The organism is Ruegeria sp. CDSC051, assembly GCF_059610665.1.
The window spans coordinates 423,098-447,567 of the sequence record NZ_JBXWOC010000001.1; the positions used below are offsets into that span (position 1 = coordinate 423,098).

Here is a 24,470-nt window from a genome sequence, read left to right on the forward strand (position 1 = left end):
CTGATTTTTCATCTGGAATATCGGTTAACGACACTCCATACTCCGCCGGAGGGAGCGCGTTGGTCCGCAGCGCGTAGCAAGAACAATGGCGAGATTATAAGAATATGGCTTCGGACAGACAGAATCTGCAGGACGCGTTCCTGAATAATGTACGGAAAGCAAAAGTCCCGGTCACAATTTTCCTGATCAACGGTGTGAAATTGCAGGGTGTGATCACCTGGTTCGACAACTTCTGCGTATTGTTGCGCCGCGACGGACAGTCGCAGCTGGTCTACAAACACGCGATTTCGACCATCATGCCATCGCAGCCGATCAGCCTGTATGAGGGCGAAGACGCCTCTTGATGGAACATGAAAGGGTGCGCACCCGAGCGTGGGTGCTGCATCCGGAAATCAAATCAGATGAACAGCGCCGCGTTCCAGGACCGGCGCTGGCAGAAGCGGTGGCGCTGGCCGCTGCATTGCCCGACCTTGATGTGATCGGATCCGAAGTTGTGCGCTTACCTCGAGCGCAGGCCGGTTTTCTGTTCGGTAGCGGCAAGATCGAGGAACTGGCCGAACGGTTGCACGAGAACGAAGTCGAGCTGGTTTTGATCGACGGATCGGTTACGCCCGTTCAGCAACGCAATCTCGAAAAGGCGTGGAAGGTCAAGATCCTCGACCGGACCGGGCTGATCCTCGAAATCTTCAGCGACCGTGCGCGCACCCGTGAGGGCGTTTTGCAGGTGGAAATGGCCGCGCTGAGTTACCAGCGGACCCGGCTGGTGCGTGCCTGGACCCACCTGGAACGGCAGCGGGGCGGATTGGGCTTTGTGGGTGGCCCGGGTGAGACCCAGATCGAAGCGGACCGCCGGGCCATTGATGAACAACTGGTGCGGCTGCGGCGTCAGTTGCAGAAGGTGGTCAAGACCCGCACGCTGCATCGCGCGGCGCGGGCCAAGGTGCCATATCCGATTGTGGCGTTGGTAGGCTATACAAACGCGGGCAAATCAACCCTGTTCAACCGCCTGACCGGGGCCGATGTCATGGCCAAGGACATGTTGTTCGCCACGCTTGATCCCACCATGCGTCGAGTCGAACTGCCTGACGGTCCCGAAGTGATCCTGTCGGACACGGTGGGGTTCATTTCGAACCTGCCCACCGAATTGGTCGCCTCATTCCGGGCCACGCTGGAGGAAGTGTTGGGCGCTGATATCGTGGTTCATGTGCGCGATATCAGCCACGATGAATCTGAGGCGCAGGCGAAGGATGTCGAAACTATCCTGACTTCACTGGGTATTGACGATACGCGGCCCCGGATTGAGGTCTGGAACAAGATCGACCTGCTGTCCCCGGATGAGCGCGAAGCCGCGATGGCGCGGGCAGAGCGGGATCAGGGGATTTTCGCGATTTCAGCCGTCACCGGCGAAGGGATCGCCCCGCTTTTGGCGGAAATTGCCGTCACGCTGCAGGGCGTACGTTCTGAGGTAACGCTGGAACTGGGATTTGCCGAAGGCAACAAGCGCGCGTGGTTGTTCCGCCAGGAGGTCGTGCAGTCCGAAAAGCAGACCGAAGATGGCTTTGTGATCGACGTGCTGTGGACAGAGAAACAAGCTTCGCAATACGCAGCGCTTTGAACCCTGACTGGGGAAGAACTTTCCTATACCCATCGAACAAAGTGGTCCGTGATCAGCCGTCAATCTGGCGCTGAAAATCCTCGGCATCGAACCAACCCAAAGAGTTCTGGACCTGGTTGGTGTCGGTCATTTCCCATTCTTCCCAGCCCCGCGTCACGACGTGATTGCCGGTTTTGGAATGGTGCCCTTCAAGTGTCCAGACAAATATTGCGTGGCTTCCCGCCCAGCGAAACATGTCGCAGCGGACCTCAAGATCGGGGAAATCAGTGTAAAACCCGCGCGCCATTTCAGCCACCGCGGCGCGGCCTATGATCGGTTCTCCACGGTTGATCGTGATCTGTCCATCGGGCGCATAGAAACTGGCAACGGCCTCGGGGTCGCCCGAGCTCCAGGCGATCGCATAATCCCGCGCGAGATTGTTCAGCTTATCCCGGATACTGGCCATTTGGTCCCCCGCACACAAATCCTAGGCCTTTGGATCGTATGCCAAACGCCATTCAGCGTCCACGCGATGGAAAATAAACGGGCGAGGTCTTGCCGAAGCACGGAACTTAGCGGGGGATAAGGGTGGTCACTCCGACGGCGGCTGCATGTGCCAGGTCAAGGTCCAGGGACATCGGGATGTATTCACCCCGACGCCAAAGCTGGGCCTGATCGTCATAGTAGCGTGACAGGAAGTGACCCGACTGGCCCGTAGCCGTGATAAAGACCGAGCTGTCGGGATCCGCAAAATCATATACGCCACGATAGCCTGCACCGTGCACGTTCTGAAACGGATCAGGGCCTTCGCCCGATGTTCTGCCACGCAGCAGGGTGTTGTCGCCACCACTGGTGGACTGTCGGATATTCACAAAGAATCGCAGCACCGGAACCGATCCCAGAACCGGGTGGTCATGCGTCGCCTGATGCGCGTCACCCCAGCGTAGAGATTCCAGTGATCCTCCGTATTTTTCGGAAATCCAGATCAGCGCATCGTCCAGTGCCATGCGCGCCATATCGGTGCAGGTCTCTGTCGGCGCGCTCTGACGCACATTACACCAAGCCGAAGCTCCGTCGATGTCGCGATAGACACGTTCGATGAACAGTGGTTCGACATGTTTGTATTCAGCCGCCAGGGGGCCAAGCTCATCTGCGATCAACCGGATTTGCAGTGCCCGAACCCAAGCAGCATAGATCAGGGGTTCTGGCAGGTGTTCATTCATCTCGCCATTCCACTCGGCCAAAAGGTTCAGCGCGATCTGGCGCTGGCGTTCCTGGGTGCCTTCGGGGGCAGAGGCGCCGGTGTACCACAGATCAGCCCCGATCAGCGGAAGTAGAGAGCGCGCGGTAAAGCTGACGGTGTCCAGCTGTGCCTCGATAAAGCTGTCGCGCGTGTGTACCTCGCGCGATTGCATTAGCCGTTCCCAGCGATGGATGCGCTGCGTATCCCCCCATTCATATGAGACATGTTCGGGAAATGGCCGGTCGATGATCTTGTTGTTTGTGTTGCCCAGAATGCCGCCCGCAGGTGCGACGAATTCGGGGTTGTCAGCATAGGGCAGGCGGCCTTGCCACCGGTTTTCGGCCAGCCAGCCAGGCGTCGGAATACGTCCGCGGCTTTGGTTCTGTGCGGCACGGCGCGGCATTGCACCGATCAGCTTCATCCCGATGGTGTCCTTGTCGACCAGTGACAGGTTCTGAGATGGCGCCATGAACAGCTCGGCTGCGGTGATGGCTTGTCGGACAGTGTCCGCATTCATCAGCGCCATTGAGGCTGACATGGATGTGTCCTGTGCGCTCAGGGCTGTCCAGGACAGCGAGGCGACATGACCCGGCGGCGTGATCGTCCCAAGATCGTAATGGGTGCCCGGCAGAACCGGTCCGTTCTCGGTCCAACGCAGGGTCAGAGTGATTGGGGCTTCGTCTTTGATCTCGATGATCGAAGGGCGGCTGCGAAAGGTCTTGTATCCTTCGGGGGTCAGGTATTCCTCGGGGTTTTCTGGGTTCAACTGCTCGATATGGATGTCCTGATCATCCAGATAGGATGAGGTCAAACCCCAGCCCAGTCGATCACTGCGTCCAGTCATCACCGCCGGGATGCCGGGGATCGTGGCACCGATCACGCCGCCTTTGGCCAGTTCCAGACGGGCCAGATACCAGATGCCCGGCGCTGTGAAACCCAAATGCGGGTCATTGGCCAGAAGCGTCCCTCCGCTGGAAGATCTTGTGGGCGCGGCAGACCATGCGTTCGATGCTCCGGCCAATCCGCGCTTTGGAAAGGGCGAGATGGGCATGTCCGGCATCGACGATCCGGCCGCATATCTGGGCAGGTTGGGAAACAGAGCGGCGTATTCGGGCAGAGCGGCGATTCCCGGCCCGGGAACATCAGGCAGAATATCCGCCAGTCGGGCCTGGTCATCCAGCATAAGCGATGTGCGCGCGCGCAGCACTTCATCCTCAAGATGGCCAGAAAGTTGCAGGCTCATGAGTTTGATGACGGCCAGGCTGTCGCCTGGTTGCCAGGGCGATACAGGCGCATTGAACAAAAACATCTCTGGCGCACCACGGCCCAATGCGTTTTCGTTAATCTCGGCAAGTCGTGCATTCACCCCGGCGGCATAAGCGCGCAGGGCCTCTTTGGTATAGTCGTCCTGGGCTTGTACCGACCGGTGTGCAAGCCCGTACAGATCAAACCGTCGCAACAGCTTGTCGATATGAACAGTGCGAGCGCCAAAGACTTCGGACAATCGTCCCTGCGCTGTCCGGCGCAGAACGGTCATCTGCCAGAGGCGATCCTGTGCATGGGCATAGCCAAGCCCAAAGAAGACATCCGGGTCTGATGCGCCCAGAATATGGGGAACATTCGCAGTATCCCTGACAACCTCAACCGGCGCAGTCAGGCCATCAACTTTAACGGTCTGATCGTAATCCGGCAGGGATTGACTGGCCAGAAAATACACCAGCATCACAACCGCCAATGTCAGCAGAACAAGACCCGAGGCGATACGCACTAGCCAGCGAAAGACAATTCCCATCAGCGGTCACATTTCCGTTCACTCTATGATTGCGCAGACACTAGAGGATGGCCGCACGGATCGAAAGAGGAACCGCATGAGAACATGCGTGTCTACCGCGGTTTGAATGAAAAACCCCGCCTCGGGCCAAAGGCCGAAAGCGGGGTTTCTTGAAGGGGGAGGGTAGTCCGGTATCAGGGAATGATGCGGGTGTATTTCGTGCCTTCGACCGTCGCGCCGAACTTTAGCCCTGCCTGTCCGAAGACCGCCGCCAGAACCGGCGAACGCAGGGTGGTGGTGTCGGTCGACAGAGAGTCGCCCGTCGCATCGACCACGTAGCCGACTTCGGCCCCGGCGGTCCATCCGTTGGAACGGCGGAAATCGTTCAACGCATCCTGTGTCATGAAGAACAGGACATGCGCATATTGCTGGGCACCGATTTGCAGGCCAGCGGTTCCCGAAATTGCGGAATAGTAATCAACTGTCGCGCCCTGAATGCGTAGCGCGCCTGTGCCGTAGGCACCGCCAAAGACGATTAGTCCGGCATCGGTTATCAGAGGCATGACCAGCATGCCGTTGGCCTTGTTCGCGATTTCGAGCGTGTTGGGGTAGGTGGCGTACATCTGGTTCAATGTCGCATCCACACGGGCGTCAATCGTCGCTGCGTTGGAACTGCCGACGCCATTGCCGCAGGCGGCGGTCACTGACAGACCGGCCATGCCAAAAGCAAAGCCACGACGGCTTAATCGAGTAGGTTTGGAACTGCTCATGTTTTTTATCTCTGTATAAATGCCTGATTGTCGGGTGCTCCCGATCTTGTCCGCAAGAATACGCCGATTGTCGCCTCGTGTCACGGGAAAGCTGCCGGGTGACCAAAAATCGTCGGCGAAAAATCGCGGAAACGCGGGGGATTAGCCCTACAGGATCCGGGCGGCCTGAGGCGCGAAATAGGTCAGGATCCCGTCGCAGCCCGCCCGTTTGAACGCAAGCAGACTTTCGAGCATGACCTTCTCTCCGTCGATCCAGCCGTTCTGAGCCGCGGCTTGTATCATCGCGTATTCGCCTGAGACTTGATAGGCATAGGTCGGCGCGCCAAACGTGTCCTTGACCCGGCGGCAGATGTCCAAATAGGGCATGCCGGGTTTGATCATGACCATGTCTGCGCCTTCGGTCAGGTCACGCTCGATCATGCGCAGCGCCTCGTCCGAGTTTCCGGGGTCCATCTGATAGGTCTTTTTGTCCCCCGTCAGCGCGCCCGAGGCGCCCACTGCATCTCGGAACGGTCCGTAGAACGCACTCGCATATTTGGCCGCATAGCTGAGGATCATCACGTTGTGATGGTCTGCGCCTTCCAGGGCGCGCCGCATTTCACCGATCCGGCCATCCATCATATCTGACGGTCCGATGATGTCGGCGCCCGCATCTGCTTGCGCCAGCGTCATCTTTACCAGCGCCTCGATCGTTTGATCGTTTATGATCTCACCATCGACCACATAACCGTCGTGGCCGTTGATATTGTATGGGTCCAACGCCACGTCCGTCATCACCGCGATATTGGGTGCGGCTTTCTTGATGGCGCGAATGGCTCGGTTGGACAGGTTATCGGGGTTCCACGCTTCGGCGCAATCTTCGGTCTTTAGGGATACGTCGGTGTAGGGAAAGATGCAGATTGCCGGAATTCCCAGGGCCTGCGCTTCGACCGCAGCCTGTGCGATTAGATCGACCGAGCGGCGCATGACACCAGGCATCGAGGGGACAGGCTCTTCAATACCTTCGCCGTCTCGGACGAAAACCGGCCAGATCAGATCATCGGTGGTCAGTGTATTCTCGCGGACCAGCGCCCGCACCGCCTGTGATTGGCGTGTTCGACGAAAACGGGCCAGAGGATAGGGGGCAATGGTCGGTTTCATGACGCGCTCTCCTTGTAAATTCCAGCATTGGGTGGCATGAATTCCGTGTAGTCTCAAGGGTAACGATGGACGCGTCTTTGCGAAGAAGGTCCCTGAAGACGGAAATTAAGGGCTGACGCGTGGACTTATACTCTTCGATTTTTGAACTCATCGACATGCGCAGCTTTTCGAATCTCTGGTATTGGATCGGGCTTGCGGTGTTGTGGTCATCGGCCAGCCACTGGGCCATGGGCGTGCCGTATGACCTTGTTGTGCGCGCACGGCGGGTAGGCGGGCAATCGGAACAGGATTTGATGGATATCGTCCGCATTAACGGAAACCGATTGCTCTATATATTGGATGTATCCGGCCTCGCGATATTAGCGTTTAGTTGTTTTCTGTTCACGGGTCTCGCCACTTTGGGGTTCTATTACGGTGTCGAATTCGCGCAGGCCGTGTTTTTGTTGCTGTTTCCGATTTGTCTTGTCGTGCTGATCAATGTATCAGCCGCGCGGAAACTGCGCCGGGAAACACCCAGTCTGGAGTATATTTCCAAGATTCTTACGCGCTGCCGGATCTATACCCAGATAGTTGGTATGATTTCGATCTTGATCACTTCGCTTTGGGGCATGTACCAGAATTTTTCCATCGGCGTCCCGGGTTGGTAAAATCAGAAAGGCTTGGCGATGTCGGGTCCGAACCAAGTAATCGTTGGCGGCGCCCCCGAAGGGTTTGACGCGCAGCTTGTCCTGAATGAGCTGGCGCGCTCGGGCGGGCCGGTGTGCCATGTTGCGCGTGATGACAAACGGCTTGAGGCGATGCGCGCGGCGCTTGCCTTTTTTGCGCCTGACATGCCGGTATTTGTGTTCCCGGGTTGGGATTGTCTGCCATATGATCGGGTATCGCCCAATGCCGATATCTCGGCTGCGCGTGTGGCGACCCTGGCCGCGCTGGTACACCAGATGCCGCAGCAATACGTGCTGCTGACAACTCTGAACGCGGCAACCCAACGCGTGCCCGCCCGTGCAGTGCTGCGAGAGGCGGCGTTTACCGCCCGCGTCGATCACCGCATTGATGAAACCGCGCTGCGGAATTTCCTTGTGCGCATGGGCTTCACGCAAAGCCCCACGGTGATGGAGCCCGGCGACTATGCCGTTCGAGGGGGCATCATCGACATTTTCCCGCCCGGCGAATCCGGGCCGGTGCGGCTGGACCTGTTCGGGGATGTTCTGGATGGAGCACGTCGGTTTGATCCGGTGTCGCAACGTACGACCGAAAAGCTGGCTGTTGTGGAGCTGGCGCCAGTGTCCGAGGTCATTCTAGATGACGCCGCCATCACCCGGTTTCGGCAGAATTATCGCATCGAGTTTGGTGCGGCGGGCACCGATGATCCCCTGTACGAGGCCGTCAGCGCAGGCCGCAAGCATCAAGGCATCGAGCATTGGTTGCCGTTCTTTCACGAAAAGCTTGAAACGCTGTTTGATTATCTGCCTGGTGCCACAATCTCGCTGGATGATCAGGTCACGCCTGCGCGTTTGGCACGTTGGGAAACCATTGCGGATCAGTACGAAACGCGGCGGCTCGCACTGGAGAACCGGTCGCGCATGGACACGGTGTATAAACCGACACCACCGGGCCTACTGTATCTGGATGACACTGCTTGGGAACAAGCTGTCGGCGATAGGCGCGTTCTGCAATTCAATGCATTGCCTCAGGCCCTTGGGCCCGGGGTGATCGATGCTGGTGGTCGGATCGGGCGCAACTTTGCCCCGGAACGCCAGCAGGAAAACATCAGCTTGTTCGGAGCACTGGCCAGCCATATCACCGACAAAATGGCCAAGGGGCCGGTTCTGATTGCCTCTTATTCCGAAGGGGCCCGCGAACGTCTGACTGGGCTGATCGAGGATGAAGGCCTTGCCGAGGCGATCCCCGTGCCCGACGGTACGCGCATCGGCAAACGCGGGCTGCATCTGGCCGTCTGGGCGCTGGAGCACGGGTTCGAAACGCCCGACCTGACCGTGATCGCCGAACAGGATGTGCTGGGCGATCGGCTGATCCGGCAACCCAAAAAGCGCCGCAAGGCCGAGAATTTCCTGACCGAAACTCAATCCCTTAGCCCGGGTGATTTGGTTGTCCATGTGGATCATGGCATCGGGCGTTATCTGGGGATGGAAGTCGTGACGGCGGCCGGTGCCGCCCATGAATGTCTGCTGCTGGAATACGCAGAACAATCCAAACTGTACCTGCCAGTCGAAAATATCGAACTGCTGTCGCGATACGGTCATGATGAGGGTCTGCTGGACCGATTGGGTGGCGGCGCGTGGCAGGCCAAGAAGGCCAAGCTGAAAGAACGTATCCGCGAGATGGCGGATAAGCTGATCCGCATCGCTGCCGAACGGGCCTTGCGCAAGGCCCCGATCATGGACCCGCCTCCGCACGCGTGGGAGGAGTTCAGTGCGCGCTTTCCCTATCAGGAAACTGACGATCAGCTGCGCGCAATCGGTGAGGTCATGGAAGACATGCATTCCGGCGCGCCGATGGATCGTCTGATTTGTGGCGACGTGGGCTTTGGCAAGACCGAGGTCGCAATGCGTGCCGCTTTCGTTGCCGCAATGTCGGGCGTGCAAGTGGCGGTGATCGCACCGACAACGCTGTTGGCGCGTCAGCACGCGGCCAGCTTCAAGGATCGCTTCCGGGGCTTCCCGCTTGAGGTGCGGCAGCTGTCCCGCTTCATCTCGGCCAAAGAGGCGCAACAGACCCGTGATGGGTTGGCGCGCGGCACAGTGGATATTGTAATCGGCACCCATGCCTTGCTGGCAAAAGCGATACGGTTCAACAATCTGGGTCTGCTGATCATCGACGAAGAACAGCATTTCGGTGTTGGCCACAAGGAGCGTCTGAAACAGCTGCGTAGCGATATCCATGTCCTGACCCTGACCGCGACGCCGATTCCACGAACGCTGCAACTGTCCCTGACCGGCGTGCGTGACCTGTCGATCATCGGCACACCTCCCATCGACCGGCTGGCGATCCGCACCTATGTCAGTGAGTTCGACGCGGTCACGATCCGCGAAGCCCTGCTGCGTGAACATTACCGTGGCGGGCAGAGTTTCTATGTCGTCCCGCGCATCTCAGACCTACCCGAGATAGAGGAATTCCTGAAAGAGCAACTGCCCGAGCTGACTTATATGGTGGCGCATGGGCAGATGGCGGCTGGGGAACTCGACGATCGGATGAATGCGTTCTACGACGGGAAATACGATGTCTTGCTGGCCACCACGATTGTGGAAAGCGGGCTGGATATCCCGACTGCAAATACGATGGTTGTGCATCGGGCGGATATGTTCGGCCTGGCGCAGCTCTATCAGATCCGCGGCAGGGTCGGGCGGTCGAAAACCCGCGCCTATGCCTATCTGACAACAAAACCGCGCGCCCGTCTGACTGCCACGGCCGAAAAACGCCTGCGCGTTCTGGGCTCGCTCGACACGCTGGGGGCGGGGTTCACGTTGGCGTCTCAGGACCTTGATATTCGAGGGGCGGGTAACCTGTTGGGCGAGGAACAGTCGGGCCAAATGCGCGATGTGGGTTATGAACTCTACCAGTCGATGCTGGAAGAGGCGATTGCCAAGATCAAAGCCGGTGAGATGGAAGGCCTGTCGGATGCAGATGACCAATGGGCGCCGCAGATCAATCTTGGCGTCCCTGTCCTGATCCCAGAGGATTATGTGCCCGATCTGGATGTCCGCCTGGGCCTGTATCGCCGTTTGTCGTCGCTGTCGACCAAGGTGGAATTGGAAGGCTTCGCCGCTGAATTGATCGACCGCTTTGGCACGCTGCCGAAAGAGGTCAACACCCTGATGCTGGTCGTGCGCATCAAGGCGATGTGCAAACGGGCGGGGATTGCAAAGCTAGATGGCGGGCCCAAAGGCGCGACGATCCAGTTTCACAACGACAAATTCGCCTCGCCTCAGGGGCTGGTCGAGTTCATCCAGAACCAGCGCGGGTTGGCCAAGGTCAAGGATAACAAGATCGTCGTGCGCCGCGATTGGAAGAAGGACAGCGACAAGATCAAGGGGGCCTTTGCCATCGCCCGCGATCTGGCGGAAAAACTTGTGGCCGAAAAGAAAAAGGCCAAAGCCTAGTCACCGCTGACAAAGGTGCACAGCTGCCAGTCGCCCGCGTCGGATTGCGCCAATGCAGCCCGGAACCCGGTCATAGGCCACAGGAAATCGCTGTGCATATAGCCCTGGCCGCCGTCTGTCAGCAGAACCCTCTGGTACTGCGCGATGGGGGAGAAGTCGCGGATGATGACGACCTCATAGCTGATGAGGTCCAGTATCGCCGCGCCTCGATTTGGTGCGTTGCGCAGAGTTACATCCTGAGCGGTCACAAAATAGGCCAACGCCGGATCCAGCGAAGCGGGTAGGGTGAGCTGCCATTGGTGGGGCATCCAGAACTCGCCATCTTCGTTGAAATAGCCAGGCTGTGTCAGGGTGTTTTCCAGATCGGACCAAAAGGTTTCAACGACCTTTTCCCTGTCATCATCATCTTGCTCTGACGTTGCCGGTCCGGGAGTAAGATACTCGCGCAGCTCGTCCGGGCCGCCATTGCCGCCGTGGCTAAGGTAAATATCCGGGCAGGCAACAGACAGCACGCCTTCGATGTCGCGCTCGGCTACCATGTTCAGCAGGTTTGCCCGGAACGAGACGAGGGTGACATCCCGCTCGGCCTCGTCGACCGGCGGAAAGGATTGTCGATCCGCCAGCGCCGGGCTGCAGAGCAAAGCGAGCAAAAAGGCGTATCTCATTCGGCGGCCCTCATGGCGGCTTGAGCACAGAAACAGGACGCGCCAACAGCCCGGTCCGCACGAGCCAGAGCCAAATCCAGCCGTTGCCTGATCTGCACGATCTCAACCGTCTCACCGCGCGCCTTCAGGCAGTCATGCAGGCCCTTGAGGCTCCAGACATTGTCAGGATGGACAGAGGCACGGCTGAGCGTACCGCCCAACCCCAAATCCTCGCGGTATATGGCCTCGGCTTCGGCGGTATGCCCTTGTTCGAACAGCAATGCACCCAACGCGTGACGAGTGGGCTGCATCCATCCCCATGGCTCGTCATAGGGCAAGGTGTCGTCCAGTTCGACCGAGCGGCGCTGATGGGCGTAGGCCGCATCGTAGTTTTCCAGGCGATACTCGATTTCGCCACGCAGCATTTCGCGGGCAATGTCCAGCAGGTCGATCACGCGGTTATTGTGCAGCAATCGCGTTTCTGGCACGCGGGCCTTGGCAGCGAGGAACAACTGCTCTTCGGCTTCGGCTTCGCTGACCTGCCCTGTGGCGGCAAAAGCAATGGCTCGGGCATAATGCGTGGTTGCCGTGAGAGTGCAGTACAGATCGGGGTCCGAGGGCAGCTCAAGCGCCATTGCCTCTTCCCAACGGCCAAACCGGATGAGGATATGGGGGCCCATCGACATGTAACTTTCGAAGAAATCCGCCATGGGCGGGCTTTCTATGCGCAGCATGTCTTCGGGTGTGGTGTCCCACAATCCCTGATTGGCCCGCAGAGCCGGTTCCATCTGTCCCAGAAATAGGGCGCCATATATGACAAAATGATAATTGTGCTGGCGGTAGCCGGTGTAGATGTTGAACGCGCCTTCGCGTTCGTAATATTTCAGGTCGGCCTCAACGGCTTTTTGGTTCCAGTGGACGACGTTCTGGTAATGGCCGCACAGCACATCGATATGGGTGGGCATATGCACCAAATGGCCCGCATCGGGAACCAGCGTCCGCAGAACATCCCCCGCTTTCAGCGCTTTTTCCGGGGTCGGAGACATCTCCATCAGGTGGACATAAAGATGCAGTAACCCGGGATGAGACATCGCTGCTGGATCATCAGCCATCGCCTCCTCCAGCGTTTTTTGCGCCTCGACCGTGGCGGCCCCTTCGGCGGGCTGGCCGGTCGTCAAATCCCACATTTGCCAGGGAGTGAGGTTCAAAAGCGCTTCGGCATAGATCGTGCGCAGGTCCAGATGAGCGGGCTGCGATGCAAACGCTGCGCGCATGGCATCGGCAAAATCGTGATCCCAGTTGTGCATGTCGTCAATGGCTTCGCGCTGGGGATAGCGGGCGGGAAGCGCGCGGATCAGCGCTTGTTCAACCGGCGTACATTCGCCCGCAAGAGACATGGCCAGCTGCGTCGCATCATAGGCCAGCGTCAGCGCCTTTTGCCGGCCCGCGTCATCGTGCAGGTCCCAAGGCATGTTGTAATTCGGCCCCGCCGCATAGGCGACGCCCCAATGGGCCATGGCGCAGTTCGGGTCATGCTCTAGCGCGCGCTGAAAACAGACGACGGCCTCTTCGTGGTTATAGCCATAGGTCCAAACCAGCCCCCGGTCGAACCACAGTTGCGCATCGGGCGAAGAGGTGCTTACCGGACAGGAATGGGTGCCCAGATCGTAGTAGTCGCTCATTGAAAATCTCCCCTCGAAACAAGGGGAGGATAACGTGTTTCACGCGCTCTGCACAGATCAGGCGGGCAATCTGTCTTCTATCCGGCCCATATACAGCATCAGGCCGAACCCCATCGTGCACATAGTCAGGACACCTATTGCCAAGGGAAGGATCGATCCGTCAAACAACTGTCCCAGGGGGGCTGCCACTGCAGCGGCCAGAACGGTTGATACCGCGCCTATGACTGACGCTGCCATGCCCGCAATATGGCCCATCGGCTCCATCGCGATGGCATTCAGGTTGCCCATCGTCATACCGGCCATGAAGAACACGGCAGTCTGCCAACTGACGAAAAGCGCAAATGAGGCGCCATCAGAAAGGTCCAGACCGTTCATTACCATGACAAAACACGTAAAGACGATCTGTGCGCCCAAAGTCCAGGTTACAATCCGGCGCATCCCCAATCGGATGACCAAAGTCGCGTTCAACAAACTGGCCGAGCCAGCCATCAGAGCAACGAAACCAAACCAGAAGGGGAAACTGTCGGCTCTGTCGTAGATGATGTCATAAACAGGTTGTACCATCGTCAGCATGGTGAACAGCATCCCAAGGCAAAGCGTTTGCACCATGATCGAAACCCGCACAGTCGGGTGTGCAAACATCTGCCGCGCGGCATCAATCATGAGCGGCAGGCGCAGGGGACGGCGATTTTCGGGTGCCAGAGGTTCGCTCAGACGCAGGCCCATCCACGTGATGGTGATCAAAGAGAACAACATGAACGAAGCGAAGATGCCACGCCACCCGGCCAGAGCGATCACCCCGGCACCCATCATGGGCGCGATGGCGGGAACCAGCGTAAAGATCATCATGGCAATCGAGACGATGCGGGCCATCTCACGGCCGGAATAGAGGTCACGGATAATGGCCATTGCCACCACGCGTGGGGCCGCGCTGCCGATGCCTTGAAAGATGCGCGCAATCAACAGCATCTCAAGCGAGGAGGTGGCCCAGGCAACTGCGGCAGACAGGATATACAGCGCAGAGCCGACGTAAATTACCGGCTTGCGCCCGAATACATCCGACAGAGGGCCGGTGAAAAAGGTGCCGATCCCCATGCCCAGCACAAATGAGGTCAGGATTAACTGCGCCTTGTTTGCATCACCTGGGCTGAGTTGCGCGCTGATCTGCGGCAGGGCGGGCAGCATCGAGTCGATAGAAAACGCGATTGTCGCAAACATCATTGCGATCAAAGCGACAAATTCTCCGCGCGGCATGCGATTACTCATGGGGCTCTCCTGACCCGTTCGCGCTATCACAGCGGATTGGGCACGGCCAGTGGTCAGAATGCACAGGAGGCTGTGCTATTTTGCAGGGGAAGCCTCGATTTGAGACATGATTTCACCGATCACGCGTTCCCACATTTCCGGTGGTTGCGCGCCGGGGACAGCATGTTGGTTGGCAACGATAAAAGTCGGTACCGACGTCACACCCATCTGCCGGGAATGCGCGTCACGGTTGCTGATGTCTGTGCGGTCGGCGTCGGATTTCAGCAGCTTCATGACGACGGCGGCGTCCATCCCCTGACTGTCGGCAATATCCGCCAGAACCTCGTGGTCGCCGATATCGCGACCCTGTACAAAATAGGCCTGAAACAGGGCATCAACTATAGCGTTCTGCTTGTTTTCGATCCCGGCCCAGTGGATCAGCCGATGAGCGTCCAGCGTGTTCGGGGTACGCTTCATCCCCTCAAAGTCGATGCCCAACCCTGCGTTTTCGGCATGCTCGACCACCGGGGCATACGCACGGATGGCTCCGTCTTTGCCGCCGAATTTGCGCTCCAAGTATTCGCGCCGATCCATGCCTTCGACCGGCATATCGGGGTTCAGCTGAAAGGGGTGCCATTCAATGATGAATGGATGGTCCGGAGTTGCAGCCAACGCCTTGTCCAGATGAGTCTTGCCAATATAGCACCAGGGGCAGATCGGGTCAGACATGATGTCGAGCTTGACGGTCTGGGTCATGTATTGGTCGCCTTGAAATAGGCCGGCAGCGCCCGGCGCAAAAGTTTGCCATTGCCGCCAGTTGGCAGCTGAGGCAGATGGATAAAGGCGCGCGGTTGCTTATAGCGCGCCAGATTTGTCTCGACATAGGCGCGCAGGGCGTCCTCGTCCAGCTTTTCCGGCCCGGTATAGAATGCCACTATGACAAAACTGTCCTGCTTGACCTCAACGGTGGCCGCGCCGACCTGCGTGATGCCGGGATATCGGGACAATGTGGCCTCGACCTCGATCGGTGAGACCCGGTAGCCGCCTGCATTCATCATATCATCGTCTCGGCCAAGATAGGTGATCTGACCATCAACTGCCATTGCACCCTGATCGCCGGTCAGAAACCACTCGCCTTGCATCCTGGCCAGCGCTTCGTCCGGCGCGTTGAGATAGGTCAGCATTAGGCCGGGGTCTGATCGGTGGATGGCGATGGTCCCTTCTTTCCCCTGTGGAACCGGCCCGTCTGGACCCAGAATTGCCACACGCCGCCCCGGTTGTGGTTGCCCCAGTGCATCGCCACGTGCCGGATAGGCTGGGCTTGAAGAGATGAAGGTCGAGCATTCGGACATTCCAAAAGCTTCATACAACTCGCGCCCTGTGATCCGTGTCCATTTCTGGTGCAGATGCCGTGAGAGTTTTTCACCAGCGCAAAGGCCGTGCCTCAGATCGGGAAGGTGCAGATCGTTTGCTTCGTTCAAAATTTTCCGAAACACGCCCGGAGCTGCTGCAAAAATCGTGGCACGGTGATTGCGCAGCATATCGGGTAGGGTCGACAGATCGGTGCCGGGTTCCGGTATTAACGCTGTCGCGCCAATGGTCCAGGGATCCATCAGTCCTGTCCCCAACGTATAGGTCCAGTTGAACGCACCTGCATGGCACAATCGATCCGTTTCCTGCAGGCCGTACCACCCATCCACCATCATCTGCCGCGCCCAAATTGCACGATGGGCATGTGCAACGGCCCGTGGCTTGCCCGAGGTACCAGAAGTATAGACCACATAAGCCATGTCTTCGGGGTCGCCCATCCGAAACTCGGCCTGAGGTAGATCGCGCATCTCGCGCAGTTGGCTCAAAGATATCAGGTTCGGGTGATCCGCGCTGGCGATATCGGGATCGCGCAGTATGGCGGCGGGCTTCAGATCTTGGATGATCTTTGCCGTTTCTGGCTGCGTCAGCTGTGACGATGTCGGCACGGGTACAATGCCGACCGCGATTGCACCCAGATAGGTTATTGGGAAATCAACCGTGTTCCCCAAACGCATCAAGACCAGATCGCCCGGTTTCAGACCGGCCCGCAGCAGACCTGTACCGGTTGCAAGGATCGCGCGTTTCAACGCAGCAAAGCTCCAGGTCTGCGCCGACGTTGCGCCAAGTACCGACAAGGCAATCTTGTCGCCATTGCGATCTGCTTGACGCAACACGTGCGCGGCCAGATTGAAAGGGGTGGGGCAGGCCTTGGGCGGGCCTTGATCGAACAGGGAAAGCATGGCGTCTGGCTAACGCGGCAACTGCTGCGTTGCAAGCGGGACAGGCTGGCCCTATAGAGTGGCGCATGAGAACCAAAGAGCAGACATCTCTGATCCGAATTGCCCGAAACTCGGGCGAGCATACAGAGGTTGAACCGCTGGACCTTGGCGTCCGTGTGCGTGAATTGCGCAAGGCGCGTAACTGGACTTTGGAACAAGCGGCCAATCAGGCGGGATTGGCGCGTTCAACGCTCAGCAAAATCGAAAACGGGCAGATGTCGCCTACATATGATGCGCTGAAGAAACTGGCGATCGGGCTGGAAATCTCTGTTCCGCAGCTGTTCACGCCGCCACAGCGCGAGCAGGTGATCGGGCGTATGGCCGTGACCCGGATGGGACAAGGTACCAGCCACGCAACCACAACATACGAGCACGAACTGCTGGCTGAGACGCTTACGAAAAAGCAGATGCTGCCCTATCGCGCCCGTGTACGTGCCCGGTCGATGGATGAGTTCGACGGGTGGGTCCGCCACGATGGCGAAGAATTCCTGTACGTGCTGACGGGTGTTGTTCGCCTGTATACCGAGTTCTACGAACCCGTTGAAATGCGCCGCGGTGACAGCGCCTATTACGACGGCAGCATGGGGCATAATGTCGTTTCGGTCAGTGAAGAAGACGCGATGATCCTGTGGGTGACGTCACTTACCTAGATGTTTGGTGACTTCACGGGTTAGCGCTTCGGTGAACAGGAAATCCTCAAGCTCTTCATGTGCTTCGTTCACCGTCAGATGATGACGTTCGGCCAGATAAGCCTCGAATTGCGCACGGTCGCGCCCGACCGCATCCATGTCTCGGTCGCGCAAATTGGGAAACCGCCGTTTTGCACGGGCGTACATTTCATTCCAATCTTGCGTCAGATCGTTCCACTTAAACATCTATTGGGCTTTCTGTTTGTCTGGCTACAGATCTGCTCGGCCCTGAATTCAGGGTACGAATGGTGTTTGCAGGTAGGGCTATGGCAAAATGTCGCACCTTGAGCGTGCGAAGTTTAAATCAGTTAGGCCCGCCACAGGAAATCTGAGACGGGCCTACGGACCAAATAGTTTTGAGTGAGTGGAGGCTGGTCCGAAAATACTGTTCCTGATGTTGCAACACAGCTATGTGTCGGTAATGTTTGGCGTAATTCAAATTGGATACATTTGTACTAGTCGCAGGCTATATCTTTCGAACCCGTTACGTAAAGCCCCTTGTTGAAATTTTTCAAATTTGTCTGAAACTAGGGATCGCATCAATTTATAGCGGAATGCCCACAGCATTTACCTGCATGTCGTGGTACTGTGGGTCTGTGCCAGAATCCGCCGAAGGATATGAGACCCACACAGCAAACGCCGAACGGGTCTTATTGCATCACATCTGCAGCGGTTGCGATCCTCTGGAAAGAGATTGGCACGGACAGTTAGCAATTAGGAAAGGACGGGGCCGCCTCTTTTGAGGCGCTATTCCTCGTACCACCAGACCTGCGGCATGTATTCCGGCCCGTCACCGTATATGGGCAGGGTTTCCGGCTGTTTCAGCTCACGCGCATGTGCAATCCGGCCGACGTCAAAGCTCCAGATCGGGATGACATACCGGCCAGCGGTTAGAACGCGATCCAGCGCGCGGGTCGCAGACACGAAATCTTCGTGGCTTTCAGAGGCCAGCATCGTATCGATCAAACCGTCCACTGCTGGCGACTGAACCCCCATCAGGTTACGTGTTCCTGCCGTGTCGGCATTTTCACTGCCCCAATACAGGCGTTGTTCGTTGCCCGGCGACAGGGAAAGAGCCCGGCGAAATGGGGTCATGTCAAAATCATGGGCATCCATCCGAGAGGTGTATTGTGCGTCGTCGATTTTTTCGACTGTAAGCTCGATGCCAAGCCGTTCGAGCGTACGCGCATAGATTTCGGCGATGGTTCCGACATTCTGGACAACGTTGAGGCTGCCCTGGCTGATGACCATGTCAACGATGAACGCTTCGCCATCTGCGTTTCGCAGTACGCCATCCTGAACCGTCCAGCCAGCCTCTTGCAGAAGCTTGGTTGCCTTGCGCAAATTGGCCCTGTTGCGTTCCGAACCGTCACCTACCGGCAGCTCGTAACCTTCCAGCGTACCGGGCAACAGTGTATCGACGTATGGCTGCAGCAGTTCAGCCACCTGACCGGTGGCAGTACCGGGCTGCATCGCCAGATCCGAGCCCGAGAAATACGAGGTTATCCGCGGTTGCGCGCTTCCGGTGACGGTGTCGTTGATGAATTCGAAATTGAAAGCCAGAGTCAGAGCCTCGCGCACGCGCCAATCATCGAAGGGTGGCTTGCGCGTATTCATGACAAATCCGGTCATGCCCGAAGGCTTGCGATGCGGGATTTCGGTTTTCACCACATCGCCGCGCTGTACCGCGGGGAAGTCATACTGGTTGTTCCACTTATCGGCGTTAAACTCGCGCACGGCTGAGAGCTCGCCTGCTTTGAAGGCCTCGAATGCGACTGTGCCATCCCCGTAGAACTCGATCCGCATCTCATCCAGATTCATGGTGCCGCGCCGAAACGGAATGTCAGCGCCCCAGTAATCCGGATTGCGACGCAGGTTCACATACCGTCCGGCTTCGTACCCGTCGATGACATACGGTCCAGACCCCAGGGGGATGTCTTGCAGCGGCGCGTCGGCAAAGTCCTTACCCTCCCACTGTGCCTTCTGAAGGATCGGGCGCATCCCGGCGATCAGCGCAAGCTCGCGGTCGGGGTCGTTAAACGTGATGCGGACGGAACGCGGTCCGGTTTGTTCGATACTGTCGATCTTTCCCCAAAGGCCGCGATATCTCAGATGCCCTTCGGTTCCCAAAGTCTCATATGACCATATGACATCCTCGACAGAGACCGGTGATCCATCCGAGAATCGGGCATTCTCTCGCAGGGTAAATTCGACCCAGGATCGGTCTGGAGCCGTCTCAACTGATTCGGCTAACAACCCGTAAAGAGTGAAAGGTTCGTCCCAGGAACGCCCCATCAGGCTTTCATGGGTCCAAAATCGCAACTGCCAGGGTGACGTGCCTTTTTGCACAAACGGGTTAAGACTGTTATAGCCGCCGGTATTTCCAAATACGACTTTGCCGCCTTTGGGTGCATCAGCGTTGACATAGGGTAGCGACACAAAATCCGGTGGTAGGGCAGGGTCGCCATACATAGCTATGCCATGGGTCGATTCTGCATGGGCTGCTGCAACGGCAAAAACACTAACGATTCCCGCGATCATAGGGCGAACGGGGCGAAGAAAATCGGGGCTCATTTTGGAAACAATCCTGCTCTGGCCTTATTTTGTTGGGATTCACCGTACCGATGATTTTTCATATTATCAAACTTTTAGCTTGGACGAAGGCGTGGAATTGCTTATAAAGGGCGTACTGCTCGATAGGTTTCTTGCCTGTATGAAACCTGCCTCAATAACTTAACGCCCGCTTCGTGCGGGCGTTTTTTTTGTGCGATTTTCGCTGATACAGCGCGCCCAATCTTTCCCCGTTTTCTTTGCAGGTGCAGCATGGCACTGTGCCGTCAACACGGAATCTGACGGAGAGCACCCATGAGTCTTTCGGGCAAAACAGCAATCATCACAGGATCGAATTCGGGCATCGGGCTAGGCATCGCCCGCGAGCTGGCCAAGGCCGGGGCAGATGTGGTGCTGAATTCGTTTACTGACCGCGACGAAGATCATGCTTTGGCCGCAGAGATCGGGCAGGAAACCGGAACCAACGCGCGCTATATCAAAGCGGACATGTCCAAGGGTGACGAGTGTCGGGCGCTGATCGAAAAGGCTGGAGCCTGCGATATCCTGGTCAACAATGCCGGCATTCAGCATGTGGCGCCGATTGATCAGTTTCCAACCGACAAATGGGACGCGATCATTGCGATCAACATGAACTCGGCCTTTCACACCACTGCCGCCGCGTTGCCGATGATGCGCAAGGCGGGCTGGGGACGGGTGGTGAATATTGCATCGGCCCATGGGTTGACGGCATCGCCTTTCAAAGCCGCCTATATCGCGGCCAAGCACGGTGTTGTCGGGATGACCAAAACCGTAGCCCTCGAGACCGCACAGGAGCCGATTACCTGTAATGCGATTTGCCCGGGATATGTGCTGACGCCGCTGGTCGAAGAGCAGATACCCAATACGATGAAAGAATACGATATGAGCCGTGAGGATGTCGTGAAGAATGTCCTGCTAAAGCGGCAACCTTCGAAAGAATTCGCTACGGTCGAACAACTGGGCGGTACGACGATCTTTCTGTGCTCGGATGCGGCGGCGCAGATCACCGGCACGACGATTTCAGTTGATGGCGGGTGGACCGCGCTCTGAGCCTTGGGGAGTAGGGCAGTGAAACGTATCAATCTGGCTTTGCAGGGCGGCGGCGCGCACGGAGCGTTCACTTGGGGTGTGCTGGATCGTCTACTGGACGAAGATGATATCGAAGTCGCGGCGATCACGGGAACATCGGCAGGCGCACTGAACGGTGCGGCCTATAAGTCTGGCATGGTACGGGGCGGCCGGGAGGGCGCGCGCACCAATCTGGATGCGCTCTGGGCCCGTATGGGGGCCGTCGATGATACGAACCTGACCAACTGGATGCGTGCGTTTGAGCCCTCACATATCGCACAGTCCATCGAAAATTCGCTGCCGTTTGCTGTAGGCGACGCCTGGTCGCGGTTGGTATCGCCTTATGCCTATGGGCCGTTCTACCGTAACCCCTTGGAGCCCGTGGTTAAGCGCTTTGATTTCGATGAAATATGCGCTGCCGAAGGTCCGCGTCTGTATGTCTGCGCGACATGCGTGCGCAGCGGAAAGATTCGGGTGTTCACAGGGGATGAGCTGTCGACTGAGGCCATCCTTGCGTCCGCCTGTTTGCCAACCTTGTTTCAGGCGGTCGAGATATTCGATCCAAAATCGGGCCGGACCGAGGCTTACTGGGATGGCGGATATACCGGTAATCCAGCTCTGTATCCCTTGTTCAATTCCGATCTGCCCGAGGACGTGGTGATCGTGAACATCAACCCCCTGGAACGGGAAGAAATCCCCAAGACGCCGCAGCAAATCCAGAACCGGATCAATGAGATCGGCTTTAACTCATCGCTGTTTCGGGAACTGAGGGCCATAAGCTTCGTTCAGCGCTTGCTGGAGGATGGCAAGCTGAAAGCGGGCGAAATGAGCCGCGTTCTGGTTCACATGATTGCCGATGACGCGTTGATGAATGACCTCTCGGTCGCGACCAAGACAGTGCCCAACCCTGTGGTCCTGCATAAGCTCAAAGAAGCTGGCCGCAATGCAGCTGATCAGTTTTTGACAGATCACAAGGCCGATTTGGGTGCACGCAGCACGGTCAATCTGCCGGAAATGTTTGGATAGTCATTCTGGTGGCTGGGTCGGGTCTTTGTCGTTCGGGTAAACAAGACCGGCCGAAATCACCAGTTTGGCGGCATCTTCGATCGACATGTCCAAAAGGATGACGTCCTCTATCGGAAAGAACAGCAGGAACCCCGATGTCGGGTTGGGTGTCGTCGGAATGAACACGCTGTACAGATCGCCACCCGCTTCTGCGCGTTCGTTGACTTCTCCCTTGGCGGTGGTCGAGACGAACCCGATGGCCCAGATGCCACGGCGCGGATATTGAACCAGACAGGCTTTTTCAAATGACCGTTCAGTCTGGGCAAAGACGGTCTCGGAAATCTGCTTGATGCCTGAATAGATGGACCGGATGACTGGCATCCTATTCACCAGGCTTTCGGTGAACGAGATAAAGGATCGGCCCAGGATGCCCTTGGCAACCCAGCCAACCACGACGGTGAACACCAGAAAAAAGATGACACCTACACCGCGCAGGTTGATGCCAACATATTGTTCAGGCTGGAATTGGTGGGGAACCAGCGGCAGAACCGCACTGTCGATCCAGCCGACAACAGACCAGATCAGCCAGATCGTCAACCACACCGGCGCAATAACGACGATGCCCGTCAGAAAGGACGCGCGCAGCCGTGAGAACAGGCCGGGCTGTCGGTTGGGTTCTTCGTCAAAAGGAGTGTTCATTACGGTCCTGAGTGGCTTGCGAATTTAGTTAAGCAGTCCTTGGCCTTGGTACAATAGCTATATGTTAATCCGCCTTGGCGGACAGGGCGCGGGCGATCCCGGCTGCCAGACGGGCATTGTTGCGGACCAATGCGATATTGGCGGTCAGAGAACGACCTTCGGTCTGCTCATAAATCCGTTGCAACAGGTAGGGTGTGACCCCTTTACCGCTGATCCGATGCACATCTGCATCCGCCTGTGCCGAGGCGATGATCGGGGCCAGTTCCTCGGATGGGATCTGATCGGCCTCCGGGATCGGATTGGCGACAAGTTGGCCGCCGGGCAGGCCAAGCGCGCGTCTGGTCGCATGTGCGTGCGCGATGTCTTCCGCACTGTCCATGCGCAGAGGGGCTGCCAGCGGGGATTTTGCCGACCAGAAGGCCGGAAATTCGTCCTGGCCATAGGCAATGACCGGAACGCCCAGTGTTTCCAGAACCTCAAGCGTCTTGGCCAGATCGAGGATGGCTTTGGCGCCTGCGGCAACAACCGTGACCGGGGTATGGGCCAATTCGTGCAGGTCAGCAGAGATATCGAACGAGGTTTCAGCCCCTTGGTGGACGCCTCCAATACCGCCGGTGGCGAAAACGTCGATCCCGGCGTGATGGGCGGCGATCATGGTTGCGGCGACCGTTGTTGCACCGGTGCCACCGGTTGCCATGCAGGCTGCCATATCGGCACGGGACAGTTTGGCGACCCCATGCGCTTGGCCCAGCGCTTTCAACTCTTCGGATTCCAGACCGACGTGAAGCGTACCATTGATCACCGCCATGGTGGCTGGCACAGCGCCCGCGTCTCGGATGTCTTGTTCAACCTGTGCCGCAACCTCGATGTTCTGCGGGTAGGGCATACCGTGGGTGATGATCGTGCTTTCCAGCGCAACGATAGGTTGGCCTGCGTCTTTGGCGGCGCGGACCTCGGCAGAATATTGAATGTTGATCACAGTGGGGTTTCTCCGGAAACGTAAGTTGCGGCGGCATGCAGGGCACGTGACAGGGCCTCATCGCTTGGGGCACCGGTGGCCTCGGATGCGATATGCGCCGCCATGAATGTATCACCAGCGCCGGTCACACGGGTGACCAGAACGGATGGGGGTTTTTGGGTCAAGATTTCCTCGGCGCTGGCAACGGTTGCTGAACTGCCGCCATCGGTCACCAGCACGCGCAGCGCGCCGCGATCCAGCAGCCCCTTGGCGGCGCTTGCCGAATCCGCGAATTCGCGCTGGCACAGGATGCCAGCCTCTTCGAGGTTCACATAAAGCGTCGCGCGGGCATGTTTGAGGAAAGGCAGCAGACGATCGGCCTTGCCGGGAGAGGCCGGTGCCACGCGCAGGTCGGCCCCGGCGAAGGCTGGGCTTTGCGCGATTTCTTCCAAAAGCGACAGCGTCAGGTTGCCATCCAAAGCAACAGGACCATCAAATGGCATTGTCTCTGTGCCTAATGGGCCTTGCATCAGGGGTTTCAGAATTTTTGCCCCTGCAGCCTCAAGTGAATGGGCGTCCGCAATCGCGGCAATTAACCCATTGGCGCCCTCGACAGCCATATATCGGTCGGTCGGCAGGTCCTGCGAGCGATAGATGTGATCCGTTACCATCCCCAGCCGGGCGCAAGCATTGACCAACTCGTCGCCTTCGGGATCGCGACCAATAGCGGTCAGCAGGGTGGGCGTCATGCCAAAGCGCACCAGCGTCATGGCAATGTTCATCGCCACGCCTCCGGGCAGGCGGGTGATCCTGCCGGGAACATCCGACCCCTGCCGCATGGCGCTGGCAGAACGTCCGATCACGTCCCACAGGACAGAACCGATACAAAGAATTTCGCTGTTCTGAGTCATGTCGACGTCATGCCGCAGCCCCGGCGTGGGTG

At 57.9% G+C, this 24,470-nt stretch carries 21 protein-coding genes; 7 read left to right on the forward strand and 14 right to left on the reverse strand.

Annotated features, from left to right (window positions below; all coding sequences use genetic code 11):
• The first annotated feature begins 104 nt into the window (after positions 1–104).
• Both hfq and hflX read left to right on the forward strand, forming a co-directional pair.
• Positions 105–344 (forward strand): RNA chaperone Hfq, encoded by a 240-nt coding sequence (gene hfq / locus AC2FH0_RS02115; protein ID WP_010440340.1) that lies wholly within the window; start codon positions 105–107, stop codon positions 342–344.
• The gene (gene hflX / locus AC2FH0_RS02120; RefSeq protein ID WP_496691157.1) at positions 344–1,615 is read left to right on the forward strand and encodes a GTPase HflX; all 1,272 of its coding nucleotides are present in this window, start codon (positions 344–346) and stop codon (positions 1,613–1,615) included. Before hfq ends, hflX begins: the two co-directional genes overlap by 1 nt.
• 52 nt (positions 1,616–1,667) lie before the next feature.
• On the opposite strand, the gene AC2FH0_RS02125 is transcribed toward hflX, so the two are convergent.
• The 4 genes from AC2FH0_RS02125 to hemB all read right to left on the reverse strand — a co-directional run bounded on the left by AC2FH0_RS02125 (position 1,668) and on the right by hemB (position 6,518).
• Entirely contained in the window at positions 1,668–2,060 is a 393-nt protein-coding gene (locus AC2FH0_RS02125) for an SgcJ/EcaC family oxidoreductase (protein ID WP_496691158.1), read from the reverse strand.
• A gap of 106 nt (positions 2,061–2,166) precedes the next feature.
• On the reverse strand, positions 2,167–4,629 hold the full coding sequence (locus AC2FH0_RS02130; protein ID WP_496788424.1) for a penicillin acylase family protein: 2,463 nt from the start codon (positions 4,627–4,629) through the stop codon (positions 2,167–2,169).
• Positions 4,630–4,802: 173 nt separating this feature from the next.
• Positions 4,803–5,378 carry a lipid-binding SYLF domain-containing protein gene (locus AC2FH0_RS02135; protein ID WP_496691160.1) on the reverse strand — a complete coding sequence of 192 codons (576 nt, stop codon included), beginning with the start codon at positions 5,376–5,378 and terminating at the stop codon, positions 4,803–4,805.
• A gap of 147 nt (positions 5,379–5,525) precedes the next feature.
• The gene (gene hemB, locus AC2FH0_RS02140) at positions 5,526–6,518 is read right to left on the reverse strand and encodes a porphobilinogen synthase (protein ID WP_496691161.1); all 993 of its coding nucleotides are present in this window, start codon (positions 6,516–6,518) and stop codon (positions 5,526–5,528) included.
• 119 nt (positions 6,519–6,637) lie between these two features.
• On the opposite strand from hemB, the gene AC2FH0_RS02145 reads away from it, so the two are divergent.
• Positions 6,638–7,165, forward strand: a complete 528-nt coding sequence (locus tag AC2FH0_RS02145; RefSeq protein ID WP_142633539.1) for a component of SufBCD complex — start codon at positions 6,638–6,640, stop codon at positions 7,163–7,165.
• A gap of 18 nt (positions 7,166–7,183) precedes the next feature.
• Positions 7,184–10,639: a transcription-repair coupling factor gene (mfd, locus tag AC2FH0_RS02150; RefSeq protein ID WP_496691162.1), complete on the forward strand. Its 3,456-nt coding sequence runs from the start codon at positions 7,184–7,186 to the stop codon at positions 10,637–10,639.
• On the opposite strand, the gene AC2FH0_RS02155 is transcribed toward mfd, so the two are convergent.
• The 5 genes from AC2FH0_RS02155 to AC2FH0_RS02175 all read right to left on the reverse strand — a co-directional run bounded on the left by AC2FH0_RS02155 (position 10,636) and on the right by AC2FH0_RS02175 (position 16,480).
• Positions 10,636–11,304 (reverse strand): SH3 domain-containing protein, encoded by a 669-nt coding sequence (locus tag AC2FH0_RS02155; protein WP_496691163.1) that lies wholly within the window; start codon positions 11,302–11,304, stop codon positions 10,636–10,638. The two genes, mfd and AC2FH0_RS02155, sit on opposite strands and share 4 nt — an antisense overlap.
• Positions 11,301–12,965: a hypothetical protein gene (locus AC2FH0_RS02160; RefSeq protein WP_496788426.1), complete on the reverse strand. Its 1,665-nt coding sequence runs from the start codon at positions 12,963–12,965 to the stop codon at positions 11,301–11,303. Before AC2FH0_RS02160 ends, AC2FH0_RS02155 begins: the two co-directional genes overlap by 4 nt.
• Positions 12,966–13,022: 57 nt before the next feature.
• Positions 13,023–14,231 carry a multidrug effflux MFS transporter gene (locus AC2FH0_RS02165; RefSeq protein WP_496788428.1) on the reverse strand — a complete coding sequence of 403 codons (1,209 nt, stop codon included), beginning with the start codon at positions 14,229–14,231 and terminating at the stop codon, positions 13,023–13,025.
• Between the two features lie 75 nt (positions 14,232–14,306).
• Positions 14,307–14,966, reverse strand: coding sequence for a DsbA family oxidoreductase (locus AC2FH0_RS02170; protein ID WP_142633547.1), 660 nt, complete (start codon positions 14,964–14,966; stop codon positions 14,307–14,309).
• Complete coding sequence (locus AC2FH0_RS02175; protein WP_496788430.1) at positions 14,963–16,480, reverse strand: class I adenylate-forming enzyme family protein; 1,518 nt, start codon at positions 16,478–16,480, stop codon at positions 14,963–14,965. Before AC2FH0_RS02175 ends, AC2FH0_RS02170 begins: the two co-directional genes overlap by 4 nt.
• Before the next feature lie 65 nt (positions 16,481–16,545).
• On the opposite strand from AC2FH0_RS02175, the gene AC2FH0_RS02180 reads away from it, so the two are divergent.
• On the forward strand, positions 16,546–17,169 hold the full coding sequence (locus AC2FH0_RS02180) for a helix-turn-helix domain-containing protein (protein ID WP_142633550.1): 624 nt from the start codon (positions 16,546–16,548) through the stop codon (positions 17,167–17,169).
• Here the strand turns inward: AC2FH0_RS02180 and AC2FH0_RS02185 are convergent.
• On the reverse strand, positions 17,158–17,394 hold the full coding sequence (locus AC2FH0_RS02185; protein ID WP_142633552.1) for a hypothetical protein: 237 nt from the start codon (positions 17,392–17,394) through the stop codon (positions 17,158–17,160). The genes AC2FH0_RS02180 and AC2FH0_RS02185 overlap by 12 nt on opposite strands.
• Before the next feature lie 561 nt (positions 17,395–17,955).
• On the reverse strand, positions 17,956–19,782 hold the full coding sequence (locus tag AC2FH0_RS02190) for an extracellular solute-binding protein (RefSeq protein ID WP_496788432.1): 1,827 nt from the start codon (positions 19,780–19,782) through the stop codon (positions 17,956–17,958).
• A 291-nt stretch (positions 19,783–20,073) separates the two neighbouring features.
• Between AC2FH0_RS02190 and AC2FH0_RS02195 the strand changes: the two genes are divergently transcribed.
• Positions 20,074–20,847 carry a 3-hydroxybutyrate dehydrogenase gene (locus tag AC2FH0_RS02195; RefSeq protein ID WP_142633555.1) on the forward strand — a complete coding sequence of 258 codons (774 nt, stop codon included), beginning with the start codon at positions 20,074–20,076 and terminating at the stop codon, positions 20,845–20,847.
• Between the two features lie 18 nt (positions 20,848–20,865).
• On the forward strand, positions 20,866–21,891 hold the full coding sequence (locus AC2FH0_RS02200) for a patatin-like phospholipase family protein (protein WP_496691168.1): 1,026 nt from the start codon (positions 20,866–20,868) through the stop codon (positions 21,889–21,891).
• On the opposite strand, the gene AC2FH0_RS02205 is transcribed toward AC2FH0_RS02200, so the two are convergent.
• The 3 genes from AC2FH0_RS02205 to AC2FH0_RS02215 form a co-directional block, all read right to left on the reverse strand.
• Positions 21,892–22,569 (reverse strand): DUF502 domain-containing protein, encoded by a 678-nt coding sequence (locus AC2FH0_RS02205; RefSeq protein WP_142633557.1) that lies wholly within the window; start codon positions 22,567–22,569, stop codon positions 21,892–21,894.
• 64 nt (positions 22,570–22,633) lie between these two features.
• Complete coding sequence (locus tag AC2FH0_RS02210) at positions 22,634–23,548, reverse strand: pseudouridine-5'-phosphate glycosidase (protein WP_496788433.1); 915 nt, start codon at positions 23,546–23,548, stop codon at positions 22,634–22,636.
• Entirely contained in the window at positions 23,545–24,438 is an 894-nt protein-coding gene (locus tag AC2FH0_RS02215) for a PfkB family carbohydrate kinase (protein WP_281972023.1), read from the reverse strand. The genes AC2FH0_RS02210 and AC2FH0_RS02215 overlap by 4 nt, the downstream gene beginning before the upstream one ends.
• Positions 24,439–24,470: the final 32 nt, after the last annotated feature.